Annotated in this window: 18 protein-coding genes; 17 read left to right on the forward strand and 1 reads right to left on the reverse strand. The window is 38.6% G+C overall.

Features of this window, described 5'->3' with window-relative positions; translation table 11 throughout:
- Positions 1-3 precede the first annotated feature (3 nt).
- The 12 genes from miaB to QT74_RS00790 are packed head-to-tail and all read left to right on the forward strand — an operon-like array spanning position 4 to position 10,111.
- Complete coding sequence (gene miaB, locus QT74_RS00735; RefSeq protein ID WP_078257808.1) at positions 4-1,317, forward strand: tRNA (N6-isopentenyl adenosine(37)-C2)-methylthiotransferase MiaB; 1,314 nt, start codon at positions 4-6, stop codon at positions 1,315-1,317.
- Positions 1,318-1,355: 38 nt separating this feature from the next.
- On the forward strand, positions 1,356-2,009 hold the full coding sequence (locus QT74_RS00740) for a lysophospholipid acyltransferase family protein (protein WP_000053505.1): 654 nt from the start codon (positions 1,356-1,358) through the stop codon (positions 2,007-2,009).
- Positions 2,002-2,985: a hypothetical protein gene (locus QT74_RS00745; protein ID WP_033763832.1), complete on the forward strand. Its 984-nt coding sequence runs from the start codon at positions 2,002-2,004 to the stop codon at positions 2,983-2,985. Before QT74_RS00740 ends, QT74_RS00745 begins: the two co-directional genes overlap by 8 nt.
- On the forward strand, positions 2,975-3,508 hold the full coding sequence (locus QT74_RS00750; protein ID WP_021436510.1) for a hypothetical protein: 534 nt from the start codon (positions 2,975-2,977) through the stop codon (positions 3,506-3,508). The genes QT74_RS00745 and QT74_RS00750 overlap by 11 nt, the downstream gene beginning before the upstream one ends.
- Positions 3,505-4,044, forward strand: a complete 540-nt coding sequence (locus QT74_RS00755; RefSeq protein ID WP_033763834.1) for a hypothetical protein — start codon at positions 3,505-3,507, stop codon at positions 4,042-4,044. Before QT74_RS00750 ends, QT74_RS00755 begins: the two co-directional genes overlap by 4 nt.
- Before the next feature lie 15 nt (positions 4,045-4,059).
- A complete protein-coding gene (locus tag QT74_RS00760; protein ID WP_001150532.1) occupies positions 4,060-4,458 on the forward strand; it encodes a YkgJ family cysteine cluster protein in 399 nt (132 codons plus the stop codon).
- A gap of 36 nt (positions 4,459-4,494) precedes the next feature.
- Positions 4,495-5,790 carry a tetratricopeptide repeat protein gene (locus QT74_RS00765; protein WP_033763835.1) on the forward strand — a complete coding sequence of 432 codons (1,296 nt, stop codon included), beginning with the start codon at positions 4,495-4,497 and terminating at the stop codon, positions 5,788-5,790.
- Positions 5,778-6,335 (forward strand): indole-3-glycerol-phosphate synthase, encoded by a 558-nt coding sequence (locus QT74_RS00770; protein WP_033763837.1) that lies wholly within the window; start codon positions 5,778-5,780, stop codon positions 6,333-6,335. The genes QT74_RS00765 and QT74_RS00770 overlap by 13 nt, the downstream gene beginning before the upstream one ends.
- A 55-nt stretch (positions 6,336-6,390) precedes the next feature.
- Complete coding sequence (locus QT74_RS00775) at positions 6,391-6,642, forward strand: YfhL family 4Fe-4S dicluster ferredoxin (protein ID WP_000055471.1); 252 nt, start codon at positions 6,391-6,393, stop codon at positions 6,640-6,642.
- A gap of 12 nt (positions 6,643-6,654) precedes the next feature.
- Positions 6,655-8,109 carry a Ppx/GppA family phosphatase gene (locus QT74_RS00780; protein WP_033763838.1) on the forward strand — a complete coding sequence of 485 codons (1,455 nt, stop codon included), beginning with the start codon at positions 6,655-6,657 and terminating at the stop codon, positions 8,107-8,109.
- Complete coding sequence (waaC, locus tag QT74_RS00785; RefSeq protein WP_033763840.1) at positions 8,106-9,128, forward strand: lipopolysaccharide heptosyltransferase I; 1,023 nt, start codon at positions 8,106-8,108, stop codon at positions 9,126-9,128. The genes QT74_RS00780 and waaC overlap by 4 nt, the downstream gene beginning before the upstream one ends.
- Positions 9,125-10,111, forward strand: a complete 987-nt coding sequence (locus QT74_RS00790) for a lipid A biosynthesis lauroyl acyltransferase (protein ID WP_033763842.1) — start codon at positions 9,125-9,127, stop codon at positions 10,109-10,111. Before waaC ends, QT74_RS00790 begins: the two co-directional genes overlap by 4 nt.
- 72 nt (positions 10,112-10,183) lie before the next feature.
- On the opposite strand, the gene tgt is transcribed toward QT74_RS00790, so the two are convergent.
- Positions 10,184-11,299, reverse strand: coding sequence for a tRNA guanosine(34) transglycosylase Tgt (gene tgt / locus QT74_RS00795; RefSeq protein ID WP_033763844.1), 1,116 nt, complete (start codon positions 11,297-11,299; stop codon positions 10,184-10,186).
- 56 nt (positions 11,300-11,355) lie between these two features.
- On the opposite strand from tgt, the gene QT74_RS00800 reads away from it, so the two are divergent.
- From QT74_RS00800 to QT74_RS00820, 5 genes are read left to right on the forward strand one after another with little or no spacing between them, the layout of a single operon-like run.
- On the forward strand, positions 11,356-12,792 hold the full coding sequence (locus tag QT74_RS00800; protein ID WP_033763846.1) for a COG3400 family protein: 1,437 nt from the start codon (positions 11,356-11,358) through the stop codon (positions 12,790-12,792).
- A gap of 4 nt (positions 12,793-12,796) precedes the next feature.
- Positions 12,797-13,828 carry a 3-dehydroquinate synthase gene (aroB, locus tag QT74_RS00805; RefSeq protein ID WP_033763849.1) on the forward strand — a complete coding sequence of 344 codons (1,032 nt, stop codon included), beginning with the start codon at positions 12,797-12,799 and terminating at the stop codon, positions 13,826-13,828.
- Positions 13,819-15,390 carry a mechanosensitive ion channel family protein gene (locus tag QT74_RS00810; RefSeq protein ID WP_033763851.1) on the forward strand — a complete coding sequence of 524 codons (1,572 nt, stop codon included), beginning with the start codon at positions 13,819-13,821 and terminating at the stop codon, positions 15,388-15,390. Before aroB ends, QT74_RS00810 begins: the two co-directional genes overlap by 10 nt.
- Positions 15,387-16,643, forward strand: coding sequence for a tRNA (N(6)-L-threonylcarbamoyladenosine(37)-C(2))-methylthiotransferase MtaB (mtaB, locus tag QT74_RS00815; protein ID WP_033763854.1), 1,257 nt, complete (start codon positions 15,387-15,389; stop codon positions 16,641-16,643). Before QT74_RS00810 ends, mtaB begins: the two co-directional genes overlap by 4 nt.
- Positions 16,630-18,282 (forward strand): AAA family ATPase, encoded by a 1,653-nt coding sequence (locus QT74_RS00820; protein ID WP_033763857.1) that lies wholly within the window; start codon positions 16,630-16,632, stop codon positions 18,280-18,282. The genes mtaB and QT74_RS00820 overlap by 14 nt, the downstream gene beginning before the upstream one ends.

An 18,282-nucleotide genomic window follows, 5' to 3' on the forward strand; every position in this document is an offset into this window, starting at 1 on the left:
GTATTGAAAGTTTATATTGAAACCATGGGTTGTGCCATGAATTCTAGGGATAGCGAGCATCTACTAAGTGAACTATCCAAACTAGACTATAAAGAGACTAGCGACCCTAAAACAGCGGATTTGATTTTAATCAACACTTGCAGCGTGCGCGAAAAACCTGAACGGAAATTGTTTTCAGAGATCGGGCAATTCGCTAAAATCAAAAAACCCAACGCCAAAATCGGGGTTTGCGGGTGCACCGCAAGCCACATGGGAGCGGATATTTTGAAAAAAGCCCCAAGCGTGAGCTTTGTGTTAGGGGCTAGGAATGTGTCTAAAATCTCTCAAGTGATCCATAAAGAAAAAGCGGTTGAAGTGGCGATTGATTATGATGAAAGCGCGTATGCGTTTGAATTTTTTGAAAAAAAGGCTCAAATCCGATCGTTATTAAACATCTCTATAGGTTGCGATAAAAAATGTGCTTATTGCATCGTCCCGCACACTAGGGGGAAAGAAATTTCTATCCCTATGGATTTGATTTTAAAAGAAGCTGAGAAATTGGCGAATAACGGCACTAAAGAGCTCATGCTTTTAGGGCAGAATGTGAATAATTACGGCGTTCGTTTCAGTAGCGAGCATGCGAAAGTGGATTTTAGCGATTTACTGGATAAATTGAGCGAAATTCAAGGCATTGAAAGGATACGATTCACTTCGCCTCACCCCTTGCACATGAATGATGCATTTTTAGAACGCTTTGCCAAAAACCCTAAAGTGTGCAAGAGTATCCACATGCCCTTACAGAGTGGATCTAGCGCGGTGTTAAAGATGATGCGAAGAGGTTATAGTAAAGAGTGGTTTTTAAATCGGGTGGAGAGGTTAAAAGCTTTAGTGCCTGAAGTGGGCATCAGCACGGATATTATCGTGGGCTTTCCTAATGAGAGCGATAAGGATTTTGAAGACACGATGGAGGTGCTAGAAAAAGTGCGCTTTGACACGCTCTATAGTTTCATTTATTCCCCACGCCCTTTCACTGAGGCGGGAGCTTGGAAAGAAAGAGTGCCATTAGAGGTTTCATCTTCAAGGTTAGAGAGGTTGCAAAACAGGCACAAAGAAATTTTAGAAGAAAAAGCCAAGTTGGAAGTGGGTAAAACGCATGTGGTGTTGGTGGAAAATAGGCGTGAAATGGATAATCAAATCGTGGGTTTTGAGGGGCGTAGCGATACGGGGAAATTCATTGAAGTAACTTGTAAGGAAAAAAGAAATCCGGGCGAGCTTGTAAAAGTGGAGATTGTTTCTCATTCCAAAGGGCGCTTGATAGCGGCCATCAAAGGCAACTAATCAAAATAACCAATGAAGAGTGGGTTTAAAGGCGAGAATTGAGCTTAAAATTTTTCAGGAAAAATATCGTTTTAAAGGTTGTCCCTCGTTTGGCGTTTGGAGTCCTTTGGTTGTTGCATAAAACTTGTAAAAACCGCTATTTTTTAGCTCAAAATTTAAAAGAAAAACCCTTTATTGTAAGCTGTTGGCATGGGGAGCTTGGCATGATCGGGTTTGCGTATTTAAGGCTTGAAAAACCTTCTGTTTATGTGATCGCAAGCCAGCATTTTGACGGCTCTATTGCGGCGGGTTTGTTTGAAAGCTTTGGTTTTAAAAACATTAGAGGTTCTAGCAAAAAAGGGGGGGTTAAGGTTTTGATAGAGGGGCTTAAACGATTGAAAGAAGGTTGCGATGTCGCTATCACTCCTGATGGCCCCAAAGGCCCACGACACAGCATAGCGGATGGGGTGATCGCTTTGGCTCAAAAATCAGGCGTGGGGATTAGCGCTTGTCGGGTGGTTTGTAAAAACGCATGGCGGTTGAACACTTGGGATCAATTTGAAATCCCTAAGCCTTTTAGCGAAGTGCATTATTACATGCTAGAATCGGTGATTATCCCTAAAGAATGGGAGCTTTCAAAGGCTAAAGAATATTTAAAAACGCGCATGGATTCTGTTGGATTTGAAGAATCTCAAAGGGGTTTGGGTGCTTAAAGGGTTAAAAAAAGCGTTTAAGGAGAGGTTTTGCTCTCAAGTGTATATCTCTTTTAATGTGGATCACAATCTTTTATCCACTCAAGTCATAAGGATCAAAAACGATCGCATTAAAGAGAAATTTTTTAAAACTTTTGAGACTAAAGTGGAGACTAAAAATGGTGAAGTCCCTATTCAAGCCTTAAAAATCGCCAGAACTTATAGCCAAAAATACCCCTACACTTATTTCAGCGCAATGAGTAAAGCTAAAGAGGTTTTATGCGAAAAACAGGCGTTTGAACAAATCAAACAAGAAAATCAAGATTATCATGCTTGTGAAGTCAATCAAAAGTATTGCGTTTATGTGGAATCTAAGGATTTTTTAAAGGATTTCAAGCGTTTTAAAATCCAGGATGTGGATTTTTTGTTTTCGCCTTTTAGCCTTATTTATGAATTTGTGCGCGACCAGTTAGAAGAAAAGCCGTTGTTGTATTTGCTTTTGGAGCGTTCAAGGTTTTATTTTTTGATTGCGGATAAAAAAGAGATTTTTTTAGCCCAATCTATGTTTTTAGAAGAACAACCTGAAGAGTTTATAGAGAGCAAAGAAGAAGATTCTATGGAAATGAGTAATGAAGCTGTGAATTTGTTTTTGAGTGAAATCCAAGAAGATATTGACAGCCTTGAAGAAGCGATAGGCCTAGATAGCAGTAAGGATAATAGCGAAAAAATGACAGAGGACGCTTATAGTTTGATTGAGGGCATGACGAATATCCCCTTGATTGCAGATGTTTTGCAAGAGGGTTTGCGTGGCGTCTATCATTCTAGAGAGATAGACTTTGTAGAAAAAGTGGTTGTTTTAGACAGCTGTCAAATCCACCACAAAGCGTTAATGCATTTGCAAGAAACTTTGATGATAGAAGTGAGTAGGTTGGATTTTTCTTTAGTGGAACAATTGAATGTTTTAGCGCGCATGGAGAATGAAAAGCATGCGTTTTAGTTATATTGAACCAAGAGCGAAATACCTTATCAGCAAGCTTTCTAAAATTTGGGTTTTTTACATTTTTTTATCTTTTGTGGTAATAGGGGGGTTAGTGTGGTTTATGCATAACGCCATTAAAAGCACTCAAGATAATGCGTCTGATTTAACGATCCAAGAAAAGCTCTACCGCCATGAAATCAGCCGCTTGCAGGTAAAGACTGATGAAACCTTAAAGCTCATTAAAGAAGCCAAAAAGCGTTTGAATTACAATGATGATATACGAGATGTTTTGCAAGGGCTTTTGAATATTGTTCCCGATCTCATCACTATTAATAGCATTGAAATAGACCAACAAAGCGTGGTGGTGAGCGGTAAAACCCCTTCTAAAGAAGCCTTTTATTTTTTGTTTCAAAACAAGTTAAGCCCCATGTTTGATTATTCTAGGGCGGAATTTTTCCCTTTAAGCGATGGGTGGTTTAATTTTGTTTCCACCAATTTTTCTAATTCTTTGTTGATAAAAAACCCGGAGTCCATTAAATGAAACCATTGCATTTTTCACACTTAGACAGAGAGCAATCAGGCGATGTGGGTTTTATCATTAAAAACCTTGTTTTTTTAGGGGTTTTTTCCTTATTGGGTTGGCTCAATACCGAGTATTTTCTATGGCCTAGCATGCTGGAATTAAAAAAAATCCTTTTAGAAGAAAATCGTAAAAAAAGCGTTTTAGAATACGCGCAAAGGCATTTTGAAACAGCCCTAGCAAACTATCGTAATCAAAAAGAAACCAGCGAATCCTTATTAAAGATTTTTAATGATGAAGAGTCCAGGCGGATTTTAGAAAAGATTTTAAAAAAATGTTTTGATGCTTATAAAATCAAACCCTTGCTCTCTCAAAACTCCCTTCAAAAAACCCAATTTTTTATCATGGCCAGGGCGAGCGAATTGGAAAAGACCTATCTTTTTTTCACCTTAATCAACAAGTATTTACCGAGCGCTCAAAGCCAATTGCCCTTAAAAATTTCTAAAGATGATGAAGGGTTGTTGGTGCAATTTAGCGTGAGTATTGATCTCCAATAGGATAGGGGTAGTTTAATGCAAGATTTTGATTTCAGTTTTAATCCTAAGGCATGCGAGGGTTGTGGGGCAAAGTGTTGCGTGGGGGAAAGCGGGTATATTTTTTTGAATATCCAAGAAATGCAACAAATTAGCGCTTTTTTAAAATTAGAACTAGAAGAATTCAGTCAAAAATACGTTAAAAAGGTGGGGTATAAGTTCTCTTTATTAGAAAAAGACGCTAAAGAGTTGGGTTTGGCGTGCGTGTTTTTGGATTTGGAAACCAAAAAATGCCAGATTTATAGCGTGCGCCCTAAACAATGCCAAACTTTTCCTTTTTGGGAGAGCGTGAAAACTTTCTCTAAAGAGCAAAAAGAAGCTTTTTGTCAAAGCTGTCCGGGCATCACACAAAAAACCAAAGAAACTAAAGTGTGCTAAAATTCACTTTAGTTACACAAAAAAGGAAATAAAATAATGGATATTCAAACAAAGAAAAGATTTTTAGCAAATATATTGCTTTTTAGTCTGTTTTCTTGCCTTAAGGCTGAAACCCTTTCAGAAGATCATCAAATCCTGTTGAGTTCAGACGCTTTCCATAGAGGGGATTTTGCTGCCGCTCAAAAAGGTTATATGAATCTCTATAAGCAAACCAATAAGGTGGTGTATGCTAAAGAAGCGGCCATTTCAGCGGCGAGTTTAGGGGACATTAAAACCGCTATGCATTTAGCCATGCTCTATCAAAAAATCACCAATAATCGTAACGATGTTTCTATCAATAAGATTTTAGTGGATGGCTATGTGCAAATGGGGCAGATTGATAAGGCGATTGAACTATTACACAAAATCCGTAAAGAAGAAAAGACCATAGCCACAGACAATGTGTTAGGGACTTTGTATTTGACTCAAAAGCGTTTGGATAAGGCTTTCCCGTTGTTGAATAAGTTTTATAACCAAGTGCATGATGAAGACAGCCTAGAAAAACTCATTACGATCTATTTTTTACAAAACCGCAAAAAAGAGGGCTTGGATTTGTTGCAATCTCATATAGACAGGTATGGTTGCTCAGAACAATTGTGCCAAAAAGCGCTCAACACTTTCACGCAATTTAACGAGCTTGATTTGGCTAAAACGACTTTCGCTCGTTTGTATGAAAAAAACCCTATTGTGCAAAACGCCCAATTTTACATAGGGGTATTAATCTTGTTAAAAGAGTTTGATAAGGCCCAGAAAATCGCAGAATTATTCCCTTTTGATAGGCGTTTGTTGTTGGATTTATACACCGCGCAAAAAAAATTCGATCAAGCTTCCAAACAAGCTTCTTTGATCTATCAAGAAAAAAAAGATCCTAAATTTTTAGGGTTAGAGGCGATTTATCATTATGAAAGCTTGAGCACGAATAAGAAAAAACTCACCAAAGAAGAGATGCTACCCATTATTCAAAAATTAGAGCAAGCCACCAAAGAGCGCCAAGCATGGCTTGCTAAAACCAAAGACAAAGAAGACGCCCAAGACGCTTTCTTTTATAATTTTTTAGGGTATTCTTTAATAGATTATGACATGGATGTTAAAAGGGGCATGGATTTTGTGAGAAAGGCCTTAGCCCTAGATTCTGGCTCAGTGCTTTATTTGGACTCTTTAGCATGGGGTTATTACAAATTAGGGAATTGCTTGGAAGCTAAAAAAATCTTTTCTGGCATCGCTAAAGATGTTATCCAAGCCGAACCTGAATTGAAAGAGCATAATAAAGTCATTCAAGAATGCAAGAAGTAAGGATTTTAGAAAATTTGCAAAAAAGCCTGGCTTTAAAAGAGGGCATGCTCTCTTATGAAATGCTGGGTAAAAGCTTGTCGTATAACCCTTACTTGCCCAGAATTATTCCTCAAACCAAAGACTATGTTTTTGTAACTCCTAGCGAGGTTTTAGAAAGGCTTTTGCAAGAAAACGCCCGCACCGATTGCGTCATTGTCAATTTCAAAGGCTTGTATGAATTGGGCGTGCCAAGCGTGTTTGATCTAGAAGTTTTAGGGTTGTTGCGCCGCCATGCAAGCTCTGTGATTGTCCAAGAGGATTTTTTTATCAGCCACTACCAGCTTTTAGAATCGCTTGTTCAAGGCGCTGATGGGGTCATTTTAGACGAAGAGCTTTTAGAAGAGGATTTAAAGGGCATGATAGATTTTGCTTGCCGTTTGGGCTTGAGCGTGTTTGTGGAAACTGACAAGCAAGATCATACTTTTTTGAAAGATTTAGGGGTTTTGGGGGTGTTAGAAAAAATCCCTCATTCTTATAATGAGAAAAAAATAATCTTTTTAGATTGAATTTTAAGCTAATTTTGAGTAGAAATCGTATTCAAACTTTTTAAAAGGAGTTGTCATGTCATTATTGGTGAATGATGAATGCATTGCATGCGATGCTTGCAGAGAAGAATGCCCTAGTGAGGCGATTGAAGAGGGCGATCCTATTTATAATATTGATCCGGATCGATGCACGGAATGTTATGGGTATTCTGATGAGCCAAGTTGCGTGAGCGTTTGCCCTGTAGATGCGATTTTGCCGGATCCTAACAATGCAGAAAGCACAGAGGAATTGAAATACAAATATGAAAGCTTGCAAGAGCGAGATTAAAGGCTGTTCATAATGGCTAAAATCACAACCGTGATTGATATAGGCTCTAATTCAGTGCGTTTGGCTATCTTTAAAAAGACGAGCCAGTTTGGGTTTTACTTGCTTTTTGAGACTAAATCTAGGGTTAGAATTTCTGAGGGCTGTTATGCGTTTAAGGGGGTTTTGCAAGAAATCCCCATGCAAAGAGCCATCAAAGCCTTGAGTGAGTTTAAAGAAATCGCCCTCAAATACAAAAGCAAAAAAATTTTATGCGTGGCGACTTCAGCGGTGCGCGATGCCCCTAACAGATTGGAGTTTGTAGCAAGGGTGAAAAAGGCTTGCGGTTTGCAAATCAAAATCATTGACGGGCAAAAAGAAGCGCTCTATGGTGGGATTGCGTGCGCGAATTTGTTGCATAAAAATTCAGGGATCACGATAGATATTGGAGGGGGTAGCACCGAGTGCGCGTTGATTGAAAAAGGCAAGATTAAGGATCTCATTTCGCTTGATGTTGGCACGATTCGCATCAAAGAAATGTTTTTAGACAAAGCCTTAGACGTCAAATTGGCTAAAGCCTTTATCCAAAAAGAGGTTTCTAAATTACCCTTTAAGCATAAAAACGCCTTTGGGGTGGGGGGGACGATCAGAGCGTTGAGTAAGGTGTTGATGAAGCGTTTTGAATACCCTATTGATTCTTTGCATGGTTATGAAATAGATGCACATAAAAATTTAGCGTTCATTGAAAAAATTGTCATGCTTAAAGAAGATCAATTACGGCTTTTGGGGGTGAATGAAGAGCGTTTGGATAGTATTAGGAGTGGGGCGTTGATTCTATCAGTCGTTTTGGAGCATTTAAAAACTTCTTTAATGATCACTAGTGGGGTAGGGGTGAGAGAAGGCGTGTTTTTAAGCGATTTATTGCGCCACCATTACCATAAATTCCCCCCTAATATCAACCCCTCTCTCATCTCTTTAAAAGATCGCTTTTTGCCCCATGAAAAGCACAGCCAAAAAGTCAAAAAAGAATGCGTGAAATTGTTTGAAGCCTTATCGCCTTTGCATAAAATAGATGAAAAATACCTTTTCCATTTAAAGATTGCGGGGGAATTAGCGAGCATGGGTAAGATTTTAAGCGTCTATTTAGCCCACAAGCACAGCGCGTATTTTATTTTAAACGCTTTGAGTTATGGCTTTAGCCACCAGGATAGAGCGATCATTTGCTTATTAGCCCAGTTCAGCCATAAAAAAATCCCTAAAGACAACGCTATCGCCCACATGAGCACGATGATGCCAAGCCTTTTAACCTTGCAATGGCTGAGTTTTATTCTTTCTTTAGCCGAAAATTTGTGCCTGACAGACAGCCATCATCTAAAATACACGCTAGAAAAAAACAAGCTTGTGATCCATTCTAACGATACGCTTTACCTGGCTAAAGAAATGCTCCCCAAACTCATTAAGCCCATTCCTTTGACGATAGAGTTTGCTTGAAAATAGCGATTGTCAGGCTTTCAGCGCTCGGAGATATTATCGTGAGTGCGGTGTTTTTGGCGGCTATCAAAGAGTGTCTGCCTAACGCCCAAATAGAATGGTTCGTGGATGAAAGATTTGGCGCGATTTTAGAGCATTCCCCCTATATTGATAAATTACACCCCATTGCTTTAAAAAGCGTGCTTACAACCTTGAACCCTTTGAAGATTTTCAAACTTTTTAAATCTTTGAGGGCTTATGAATACGATATAATCATTGACATGCAAGGCCTAGTCAAATCCGCTCTCATCACTCAGATGTTAAAAGCCCCTAAAAAAGTCGGCTTTGATTACGCTTCGGCTAGGGAGGGTTTGAGCGCGTTTTTTTACTCGCAAAAAGTTTCTATCGCTTATGATGAGCCTATTTTAAAGCGTAATTTCACGCTCCTTTCTCATGCCCTAAACTTGCCAAAAGAAGAAATTTCAAAAGAAATTTCACAGAGTTTAAGCTCTAGGGCTAAAGCGTTTTCTTACCAAGATTCTCCAAAAATCAATGCGTTAAATTTGAATCAAAATAAACCAAAAATCCTTTTTGTTTTAGAAACTTCTAAAATCAATAAAACTTACCCTATAGAGCGTTTTAAAGATCTGGCTTTGATGCTAGAAAATTTTCAAATTTGCTTGTTATGGCATGCTGATGAAGATAAGGCTAATGCGCTTTATGGCACTTTAAAAAACCAATGCGATGTGTTATTGCTCCCCAAACTCACTTTAAACGAAGTTAAGGCGTTGCTCTTTAAAATGGATGTGATTATTGGGGGCGATACGGGTATTACGCATTTAGCATGGGCGTTGCAAAAAGCTAGCATCACCCTTTATGGCAACACGCCTATGGAGCGTTTTAAATTAGAAAGCCCGATCAATGTTTCGCTCACCGGTAATTCAAACGCCAGCTACCATAAGAAGGATTTTTCTATCCAAAACATAGATCCTAAAAAAATTAAAGAATGCGTTTTAAACATTTTAAAGGAAAAAGAATGACTTATAAAGAACGACTCATACACGAAAAGATATTGAACCAAAACGATAAGGGTTTGAAAACGGAATTACGCATTTTGAGTATTTTTATCGTGGAATCTTTAGTGAATATTTTGGGGTTTATTTTGGCTAAAATGCCCCATTCGTGGTTTTTAAGGTGCATTAAAGCTTTAGCGTGGCTGATGAAAACTTTTGATAGACGCCGTTATTTTGACGCTAAAGCCAATTTGGATTTTGTGTTTGGGGATTCTAAAAGCGAAGAAGAGAAAAAAAGGATTATTAAAAAGGGTTATGAAAATTTTGCTTTCATTATTTTAGAAACCATTAGAGTGATCTTTATCCCTAAAGATGAATACGACGCTCGTTTCACGCTCATCAATGAAGAGAATGTGTGGAAGTCTTTAAACAAGGAAGGCCAAGCGATCACTTTATGCATGCATTTTGGCTATTGGGAAGCGGTAGGCACGACTTTAGCGCAATATTATGAGAACTATGGTAGGGGGTGCTTGGGGCGTTTGACTAAATTCGCCCCCATCAATCACATGATCATGAGTAGGCGAGAAGCGTTTGGGGTGCGTTTTGTCAATAAAGTGGGAGCGATGAAAGAACTCATTAAAATGTATAATCAAGGCAACGGCCTTGTGGGGATTTTAGTGGATCAAAATGTCGTGCCTAAAGATGGGGTGGTGGTGAAATTCTTTAATAAAGACGCTACGCACACCACGATCGCTTCTATTTTATCGCGCCGTTACAATATAGACATCCAGCCGGTATTCATTGATTTTAATGACGATTATTCGCATTATACAGCGACTTATTACGAAAGTATCCGCTCTCAAATCACCGATAACGCTGAAAACGATATTTTAGAATGCACGCAAGCCCAAGCGAGTTTGTGCGAAGAAGTGATTAGAAACCACCCAGAAAGTTATTTTTGGTTCCACAGGCGTTTTAAAAGCACCCACCCTGAGATTTATCAAAGATAGGGTTTTTATTTTACTGAATGTTGATCGTAAAATGTAAAAAAAATGCTTTTTAGTATTTTTAAATTTCATCATTCAATGAGAGCGAGAGTTATATTTCTCCAAAAATTCTTTTTTAAAACTCAAAAACCGCTTTTCTAAAATGGCGTTTCTGGCGTTTTTAACCAGCTCTAAATAAAAATGCAAATTGTGCAAGCTGGCTAAACGAGCGTAAGTGAGTTCTTTAGCCCTAAAGAGATGGTGCAAATAGGCTTTAGAGTAGCGTTTGCAAGCATAACAAGCGCAATTTTCTTCAATAGGGGTATCATCCAATTTATAGGGCGCGTTTTTGATAGAAATTTTGCCAGAATGCGTGAAAAGGGTGGCGTTTCTAGCGTTTCTGGTGGGCATCACGCAATCAAACATATCCACCCCTAAACTGATAGCGTCTAGGATATTTTCAGGCGTGCCTACGCCCATTAAGTAGCGAGGCTTGTCTTTAGGGAGCAAGGGGGCGGTGTGCGCAATGGTTTCTAGCATTTCATCAGCGCTTTCCCCCACCGCTAAACCGCCTATCGCATAGCCATCAAAACCTTTATGCGTTAATCCCACGCTAAGGCTGCGCATTTTCAAATGCGTCCCGCCCTGGATAATGGCAAAAAGGTTGTTGTTAGGGCGGTTATTTTCTTTGTGGTATTCTAGGCTGAGATTCGCCCATTTAGCGCTTCTTTTAATGGATTCTTCAAGGCGTTTTAAGGGAGCGGGCAAGCCCACTAAATCGTCTAAAACCATCATAATATCGCTATTCAAAGAATATTGAATGTCTAAAACTTTAGCGGGCGTGAATAGATGCTTGCTCCCATCAATATGGGATTTAAAAACGATCCCGTCTTCTTGCAACTTGACATTATCGCTCAAACTGAAGGCTTGAAACCCCCCACTATCGGTTAAAAAACTCCCCTGAAATTGAGCGAAACGATGCAAGCCCCCTAATTGTTCAACCACTTTCTCACCCGGCCTTAAATACATGTGATAGGTGTTGGCTAAAATGAGTTTAGCGCCTAAAATTTCTTGCGCATCTGTAGTGTCTAAAGATTTGATGCAGCCTTGCGTGCCTACGGGCATAAAAACAGGCGTTGCCACTTGAGAATGGGCTAAATTTAAAAGACCAGCTCGCGCGTGTTTGTCAGTCGCTTGGAGTTGAAAATCCATCGTTTAAGCCTTAATCTTGGATATAATGGCGTAATCATTTTTTAGGAAGTTTTGAATTGAAAAAAATCGCCCTTATTTTAGATGGCATTGTAGCAAAAAATTTTTTAGACTTGGTGCTAAGGCATTATTCTAATCATAATTTTTATATAGTGGTCGTCAAAAATGAGAGCCTTATCCCTAAAAACTACCCGAGCACTTTCGCTTTTTATTGTTTTGATGCGACTTCTAGTTTCAGGCTTTTGCAAGTGTTAAACGATGAGGTGAGCGATGCGTTTTTAATCATACAAGATTTTAAAGAACAACGCATTATCCATAAAATCATTCAAACCCACTTCAAACGCATGCGCGTGGTTTTGAGCGTGAAAAAAGATGGTGAAAAAACTTTAGAAAATAATGAAGAAAATAAAGATGAAAAGCTTATTTTGATTGATGAATTTGAAGTTTTAGCCAATAAATTCATTTCTCGTTTGCCTAATATCCCTAGCACCCCTAGAGAGTTTGGGTTAGGCAAGGGCGAGATCATGGAGATTGATGTGCCTTTTGGGAGCATTTTTGCTTATAGGCATATTGGCTCTATCAGGCAAAAAGAATACAGGATTGTAGGGCTTTATCGCAACGATGTTTTGTTGCTCTCCACTAAATCTTTGGTTATCCAGCCGCGAGACATTCTCTTAGTGGCGGGTAATCCGGAAATTTTGAATGCGGTGTATCATCAAGTCAAAAGCAATGTGGGGCAGTTCCCAGCCCCCTTTGGTAAGAGCATTTATTTATACATTGATATGCGCTTACAAAGCCGAAAAGCGATGATGCGCGATGTGTATCAAGCCTTGTTTTTGCACAAACATTTAAAGAGCTACAAGCTCTACATTCAGGTTTTACACCCCACTAGCCCTAAGTTTTATCATAAATTTTTATCGCTAGAAACCGAAAGCATTGAAGTGAATTTTGATTTTTATGGGAAAAGTTTTATCCAAAAACTCCATGAAGACCACCAAAAAAAAATGGGTTTGATTGTGGTAGGCAGAGAGCTTTTTTTATCCAAAAAACACCGAAGAGCCTTGTATAAAACAGCCACCCCGGTTTATAAAACCAACACTTCCGGCTTGTTTAAAACCTCTCAAAGCGTGGTGGTATTGAATGAAAGCTTGGATATTAATGAGGACATGTCTTCAGTGATCTTTGATGTGTCTATGCAAATGGATTTGGGCTTGTTGCTCTATGATTTTGACCCTAACAAGCGCTATAAAAACGAGATTGTCAATCATTATGAAAATTTAGCCAACACGCTCAACCGCAAGATTGAGATTTTTCAAACCGATATTAGAAATCCTATCATGTATCTCAATTCTTTAAGAAATCCCATTTTGCATTTCATGCCTTTTGAAGAGTGTATCACGCACACGCGCTTTTGGTGGTTTTTATCCACTAAAGTGGAAAAATTAGCGTTTTTAAACGACGATAACCCTCAAATTTTTATCCCTGTAGCGGAGTGAAAGAATGCAAGAAATTGTAATCCCTTTAAAAGAAAAAAGCTATAAAGTGTTTTTGGGGGAACTGCCTGAAATAAAATTGAAACAAAAAGCGCTCATTATTAGCGATAGCATCGTGGCCGGGTTGCATTTATCGTATTTATTGGAGCGCTTGAAAGCCTTAGAAGTCAGAGTGTGCGTGATAGAGTCCGGAGAAAAATACAAGAATTTTCATTCGTTAGAGCGGATTTTAAACAACGCCTTTGAAATGCAATTAAACCGCCATTCTTTAATGATAGCCCTTGGTGGGGGAGTGATAAGCGATATGGTGGGGTTTGCGAGCAGTATTTATTTTAGGGGGATTGATTTTATTAATATCCCTACGACTTTACTCGCTCAAGTGGATGCGAGCGTGGGGGGGAAAACAGGGATCAATACGCCTTATGGCAAGAACTTAATCGGATCGTTCCACCAGCCTAAAGCGGTTTATATTGATTTGTCTTTTTTAAAAACCCTTGAAAAAAGGGAATTTCAAGCAGGGGTTGCTGAAATCATTAAAATGGCGGTGTGTTTTGATAAAAACTTGGTAGAAATATTAGAAACAAAGGATTTAAAAGATTGTTTAGAAGAAGTGGTTTTCCAAAGCGTCAGTATCAAAGCTCAAGTTATTGTGCAAGATGAAAAAGAGCAAAACATCAGGGCCGGGTTGAACTATGGGCATACCTTTGGGCATGCGATAGAAAAAGAGACTGATTATGAGCGATTTTTGCATGGCGAAGCGATCGCTATTGGCATGCGCATGGCTAATGATTTAGCCCTTTCTTTAGGCATGCTCACTTTAAAAGAATACGAACGCATAGAAAATTTATTGAAAAAATTTGGTTTGATATTCCATTACAAAATCATTGATATTCAAAAATTTTACGAACGCTTGTTTTTAGACAAAAAAAGCGAAAATAAGACAATCAAATTCATTCTGCCTAAAGGCATTGGAGTGTTTGAGGCTGCCTCTCATATCCCTAAAGAAACGATTTTAAAGGTGTTAGAAAAATGGCATTAAGGGTATTATTATTCTTTTGTTTTTTGTTTTTACAAGCAGAAGATAAAAGCCAAGAGCTATTGTCCATACAAAAACAAATGGCTTTGGTGGATAAAAAACTCGCTAAAGACGATAACGTGTGGTTGAAAAAATTTGAAAACTACAAGATCTACAATCAAATTTATACCGAAAAAGAGAGCGTGAGGCAGGAATTAAGGCGTTTAAAAAACAAAAAAAGCAAGGATTTATTAAAGATTAGCACCTTAGAGCATACCTTAAAGGCTTTAGAATCCCAGCAAAAAATGTTTGAAAGCTATGGGGTCAATCCTTTTAAGGACTTGATAGAGCGCCCTAATATCCCCAATATCCCTAATATCGCTAACCCTATTGCAATCATTGATGGCATTTCTTTCATTAAAAGCATGCATTTAAAGCATGAAAGTCTTAAAAAAAACCAAACTGCTTTAGAAGAAGTTTTAAAGCTTTTAGATCAAAAACACCAGCTTTTAAATGAGTGGCACGCCTTAGATAAAAGCGCGAAACTAAGCGATGAAATTTATCAAACTCAAGCCAAACGCTTAGAATTGCAAGGGGCTCAAAACATTTTAAAAACCACGATCGGGATCTTTCAAAAAGACAGCGATGAAGCCATAAGCATTGTTAAATCTCAAGTTAAAAACCAGCTTTTTAAATTGGTTTATGTGTTTTTAGCCGCCCTTTTGAGTGTGGTGTTTGCGTGGATTTTAAAAATCATTTCCAGTAAATACATTGAAAATAACGAGCGCGTCTATACCGTTAATAAAGCCATTAACTTTGTGAATGTGAGCGTGATCATTTTAATCTTTCTTTTTTCTTATTTAGAAAATGTTACTTACTTGGTCACGGTTTTAGGCTTTGCGAGCGCGGGTTTAGCGATTGCGATGAAAGATTTGTTCATGAGCTTGCTTGGGTGGTTTATTATTTTGATTGGGGGGAGCGTGCATGTGGGCGATAGGGTGCGTATCGCTAAGGGGACAGATATTTTTATTGGCGATGTGTTGGATATTTCTATGTTGCACATTACGATTTTAGAAGATGTAACCTTTACCACTTACACGAACAACAGGAGAGCGGGCCGGATTATTTTTGTGCCTAATAATTATATTTTCACCACCATGTTTGCTAATTACAGCCATTTTGGGATGAAAACGGTTTGGGATGGGGTGGATTTTTGCATTACATTTGATTCTGATTTTAAAAAAGCTTCTAAAATTGCACTCAACATCGCTACAGAATTGTCTAAAGAATACACGGATATTACCTATAAGCAGCTCAATAAAATGCGCGACCGGTATTCTTTAAGGAGTTTGAGTGTGAAGCCTCGATGCTTTTTGATGCCTGAAAATAACGGGATAAAAATCTCGGTGTGGTATCAAACCAATTCGTATGCGACCATGTCTTTAAGGAGCAAGATTGTGGCTGAAATTGTTGAAGCTTTTTTGAAAGAAGAAAATATCCATATCGCTTATACGACCAGCAAGCTGCTTAAAGTGGATGCTGATTTTTTAGGCGATGGTTTTGGGAATAAAAGGGAACAAAAATGAAAAAAGTCTATTTCAAAACTTTTGGGTGCAGGACGAATCTTTTTGACACGCAAGTGATGGGCGAAAATTTAAAGGATTTTAGTGCGACCTTAGAAGAACAAGAAGCCGACATTATTGTGATCAATTCTTGCACCGTGACCAATGGGGCCGATAGCGCAGTAAGGAGTTACGCTAAAAAAATGGCGCGATTAAATAAAGAAGTGCTATTTACTGGCTGCGGGGTGAAGACTCAAGGCAAAGAGCTTTTTGAAAAAGGGTTTTTAAAGGGCGTTTTTGGGCATGACAATAAAGAAAAGATTAACGCGCTTTTACAAGAAAAAAAGCGTTTTTTTATAGATGATAATTTAGAAAACAAGCACTTAGACACCACGATGGTGAGCGAGTTTGTGGGAAAAACTAGGGCGTTTATCAAGATCCAAGAAGGCTGTGATTTTGATTGCAATTATTGCATTATCCCAAGCGTGAGAGGGAGGGCTAGGAGTTTTGAAGAGAGGAAAATTTTAGAGCAAGTGGGCCTTTTATGCTCTAAGGGCGTTCAAGAAGTGGTTTTAACCGGCACCAATGTGGGGAGCTATGGGAAAGATAGAGGAAGCAATATCGCGCGATTGATTAAAAAATTAAGCCAGATCGCTGGATTAAAACGCATAAGGATTGGGAGCTTAGAACCTAATCAAATCAACGATGAATTTTTAGAGCTTTTAGAAGAGGATTTTTTAGAAAAACATTTGCATATCGCTTTACAGCACAGCCATGATTTCATGCTAGAGAGAATGAACCGAAGAAACCGCACTAAAAGCGATAGGGAATTATTAGAGGTAATCGCTTCTAAGAATTTTGCTATTGGCACGGATTTTATTGTGGGGCATCCGGGCGAGAGCGGAAGCGTTTTTGAAAAAGCGTTTAAAAATTTAGAAAGCTTGCCTTTAACGCACATCCACCCTTTTATTTACAGCAAACGAAAAGACACCCCCTCTAGCTTGATGACTGATAGCGTGAGTTTGGAAGATTCCAAAAAGCGTTTGAATGCGATTAAAGATTTGATTTTTCATAAAAATAAGGCGTTCAGGCAATTGCAACTCAAGCTCAACACGCCCCTAAAAGTCTTAGTGGAAGTGCAAAAAGATGGCGAATTTAAAGCCTTAGATCAATTTTTCAACCCCATTAAAATCAAAAGCGATAAGCCTTTAAGGGCTAGTTTTTTAGAAATCAAAGAGTATGAAATTAAGGAGAGGGAAAATCATGCCGTTTTCTAAATTTTTAGAAAACCTCACCGCTCCCTTTAAACGCATCAAAAACCGCTCGCTTGTTTTGGCGTTAGGGTTTTTGATCCTTACTTTTTGCTTGCTTCTTTTTTTAGTTTTGAGCGATGTTTCTAGGCTCATATCGGGTAAGGACTTTTTTTATGTGATCCAATCTCACCCTAAGCAAACTCTAATTGAAGATGAAAATTATTTTTATGCTAACAAGGGTCTTTATAAAACCAACAAAGAAGCCTTTTTAAGAGCCTATAAAATCCCAGAAAGCATGCCCATAGAAAAACGAGAAAATTTAAGCAAGGTTTCTAAAATGAATTTAGCGTTGCTTTTTTTCATTTCTAGCATGCTTTTTGGGATCTTTTGGCGCTTGCCCAAACGATTGGATACTAAAATGAGTTTGGAGAGCGCGACTAAAAACGAATTAGAAAATGCATTCCAGCGATACGATGCGCTAGGGGTGCGTTTTGAAGACATTGCAGGGGTGGATGAAGTTAAAGAAGAATTATTAGAAGTGATAGATTATTTAAAAAACCCTAAAAAATACCAGGATTTAGGGATTTTTCTCCCTAAAGGCGTGCTTTTAATCGGGCCTCCTGGAGTGGGGAAAACCATGATCGCTAAAGCCTTAGCGAGTGAAGCTAGAGTGCCGTTTTTTTATGAAAGTGGGAGCGCGTTTTCTCAAATTTATGTGGGGGCTGGGGCTAAAAAAGTGCATGAACTTTTCATGCACGCTAAAAGGCATGCCCCCTCTATTATTTTTATTGATGAAATTGACGCTTTGGGTAAGGCTAGGGGAGGGCATAGGAGCGATGAAAGAGAGGCCACGCTCAATCAGCTTTTAACCGAAATGGATGGGTTTTTAAAAAACGATGAGGTGGTGGTGATAGGAGCGACTAACCAAATGGAAGTGATGGATGAAGCGCTATTAAGGAGCAAACGATTTGATCGGCGCATTTTTATTTCTTTACCGGATTTACTAGAAAGACAAAGCATTTTAGAAAAGCTGTTAGAAAACAAAAAACACGCGCTCAATTATCTTAAGATCGCTAAAATTTGCGTGGGTTTTAGCGGGGCGATGTTAGCGACTTTAATCAATGAAAGCGCTCTAAACGCCCTAAAACACCAACGAGAAGAGATCACTGAGAGCGACATTTTAGAAGTGAAAGACAAGATCGCTTATGGCAAGAAAAAGCCCCAAACTTTAGACGAAAACCAAAAGGAATTAGTCGCTTTGTATCAAAGCGCGAAAGCCTTGAGTGCGTATTGGCTAGAAATTGAATTTGATAAAGCGCCAATATTAGGGGAATTTATCGCTTTTAATGAAAATAAAATCCACAGCGAGAGCGAGATTAAAAATTACATTAAAGTGTATTTGAGCGGGACGATTATTTTAGAGTTGCTCTATAAGGAGCGTTATAGTCTGTCTAAACAAGACTTGCAAAAAGCGAAATTTTTGAATGAATTTATGGCCAGTGAGCTTCTTTTAGCCCCTACAAAAGAGTCTTTAAGCGTTCTTTATGAAGAGCAATTGGAGTTTTTAAAGCCACAAATTGCAGCTTGCAAGCGATTAAGCGTTCTATTATTGGAGCAAGAATGTTTAGAACATTCCAATTTGTATGATTTGTTGAACGGGTGA

This window comes from Helicobacter pylori SA213A (genome assembly GCF_000476275.1).
GTDB lineage: Bacteria > Campylobacterota > Campylobacteria > Campylobacterales > Helicobacteraceae > Helicobacter > Helicobacter pylori_CL.

What these genes read in the sequence shown, in the direction of transcription:
- QT74_RS00750 (WP_021436510.1), top strand. Translation starts at nt 2,975, where the DNA reads ATGCGTTTTAGTTATATTGAACCAAGAGCGAAATACCTTATCAGCAAG.
- QT74_RS00755 (WP_033763834.1), top strand. Translation starts at nt 3,505, where the DNA reads ATGAAACCATTGCATTTTTCACACTTAGACAGAGAGCAATCAGGCGAT.
- QT74_RS00760 (WP_001150532.1), top strand. Translation starts at nt 4,060, where the DNA reads ATGCAAGATTTTGATTTCAGTTTTAATCCTAAGGCATGCGAGGGTTGT.
- QT74_RS00765 (WP_033763835.1), top strand. Translation starts at nt 4,495, where the DNA reads ATGGATATTCAAACAAAGAAAAGATTTTTAGCAAATATATTGCTTTTT.
- QT74_RS00770 (WP_033763837.1), top strand. Translation starts at nt 5,778, where the DNA reads ATGCAAGAAGTAAGGATTTTAGAAAATTTGCAAAAAAGCCTGGCTTTA.
- QT74_RS00775 (WP_000055471.1), top strand. Translation starts at nt 6,391, where the DNA reads ATGTCATTATTGGTGAATGATGAATGCATTGCATGCGATGCTTGCAGA.
- QT74_RS00780 (WP_033763838.1), top strand. Translation starts at nt 6,655, where the DNA reads ATGGCTAAAATCACAACCGTGATTGATATAGGCTCTAATTCAGTGCGT.
- QT74_RS00790 (WP_033763842.1), top strand. Translation starts at nt 9,125, where the DNA reads ATGACTTATAAAGAACGACTCATACACGAAAAGATATTGAACCAAAAC.
- tgt (WP_033763844.1), bottom strand. Translation starts at nt 11,299, where the DNA reads ATGGATTTTCAACTCCAAGCGACTGACAAACACGCGCGAGCTGGTCTT.
- aroB (WP_033763849.1), top strand. Translation starts at nt 12,797, where the DNA reads ATGCAAGAAATTGTAATCCCTTTAAAAGAAAAAAGCTATAAAGTGTTT.
- QT74_RS00810 (WP_033763851.1), top strand. Translation starts at nt 13,819, where the DNA reads ATGGCATTAAGGGTATTATTATTCTTTTGTTTTTTGTTTTTACAAGCA.
- mtaB (WP_033763854.1), top strand. Translation starts at nt 15,387, where the DNA reads ATGAAAAAAGTCTATTTCAAAACTTTTGGGTGCAGGACGAATCTTTTT.
- QT74_RS00820 (WP_033763857.1), top strand. Translation starts at nt 16,630, where the DNA reads ATGCCGTTTTCTAAATTTTTAGAAAACCTCACCGCTCCCTTTAAACGC.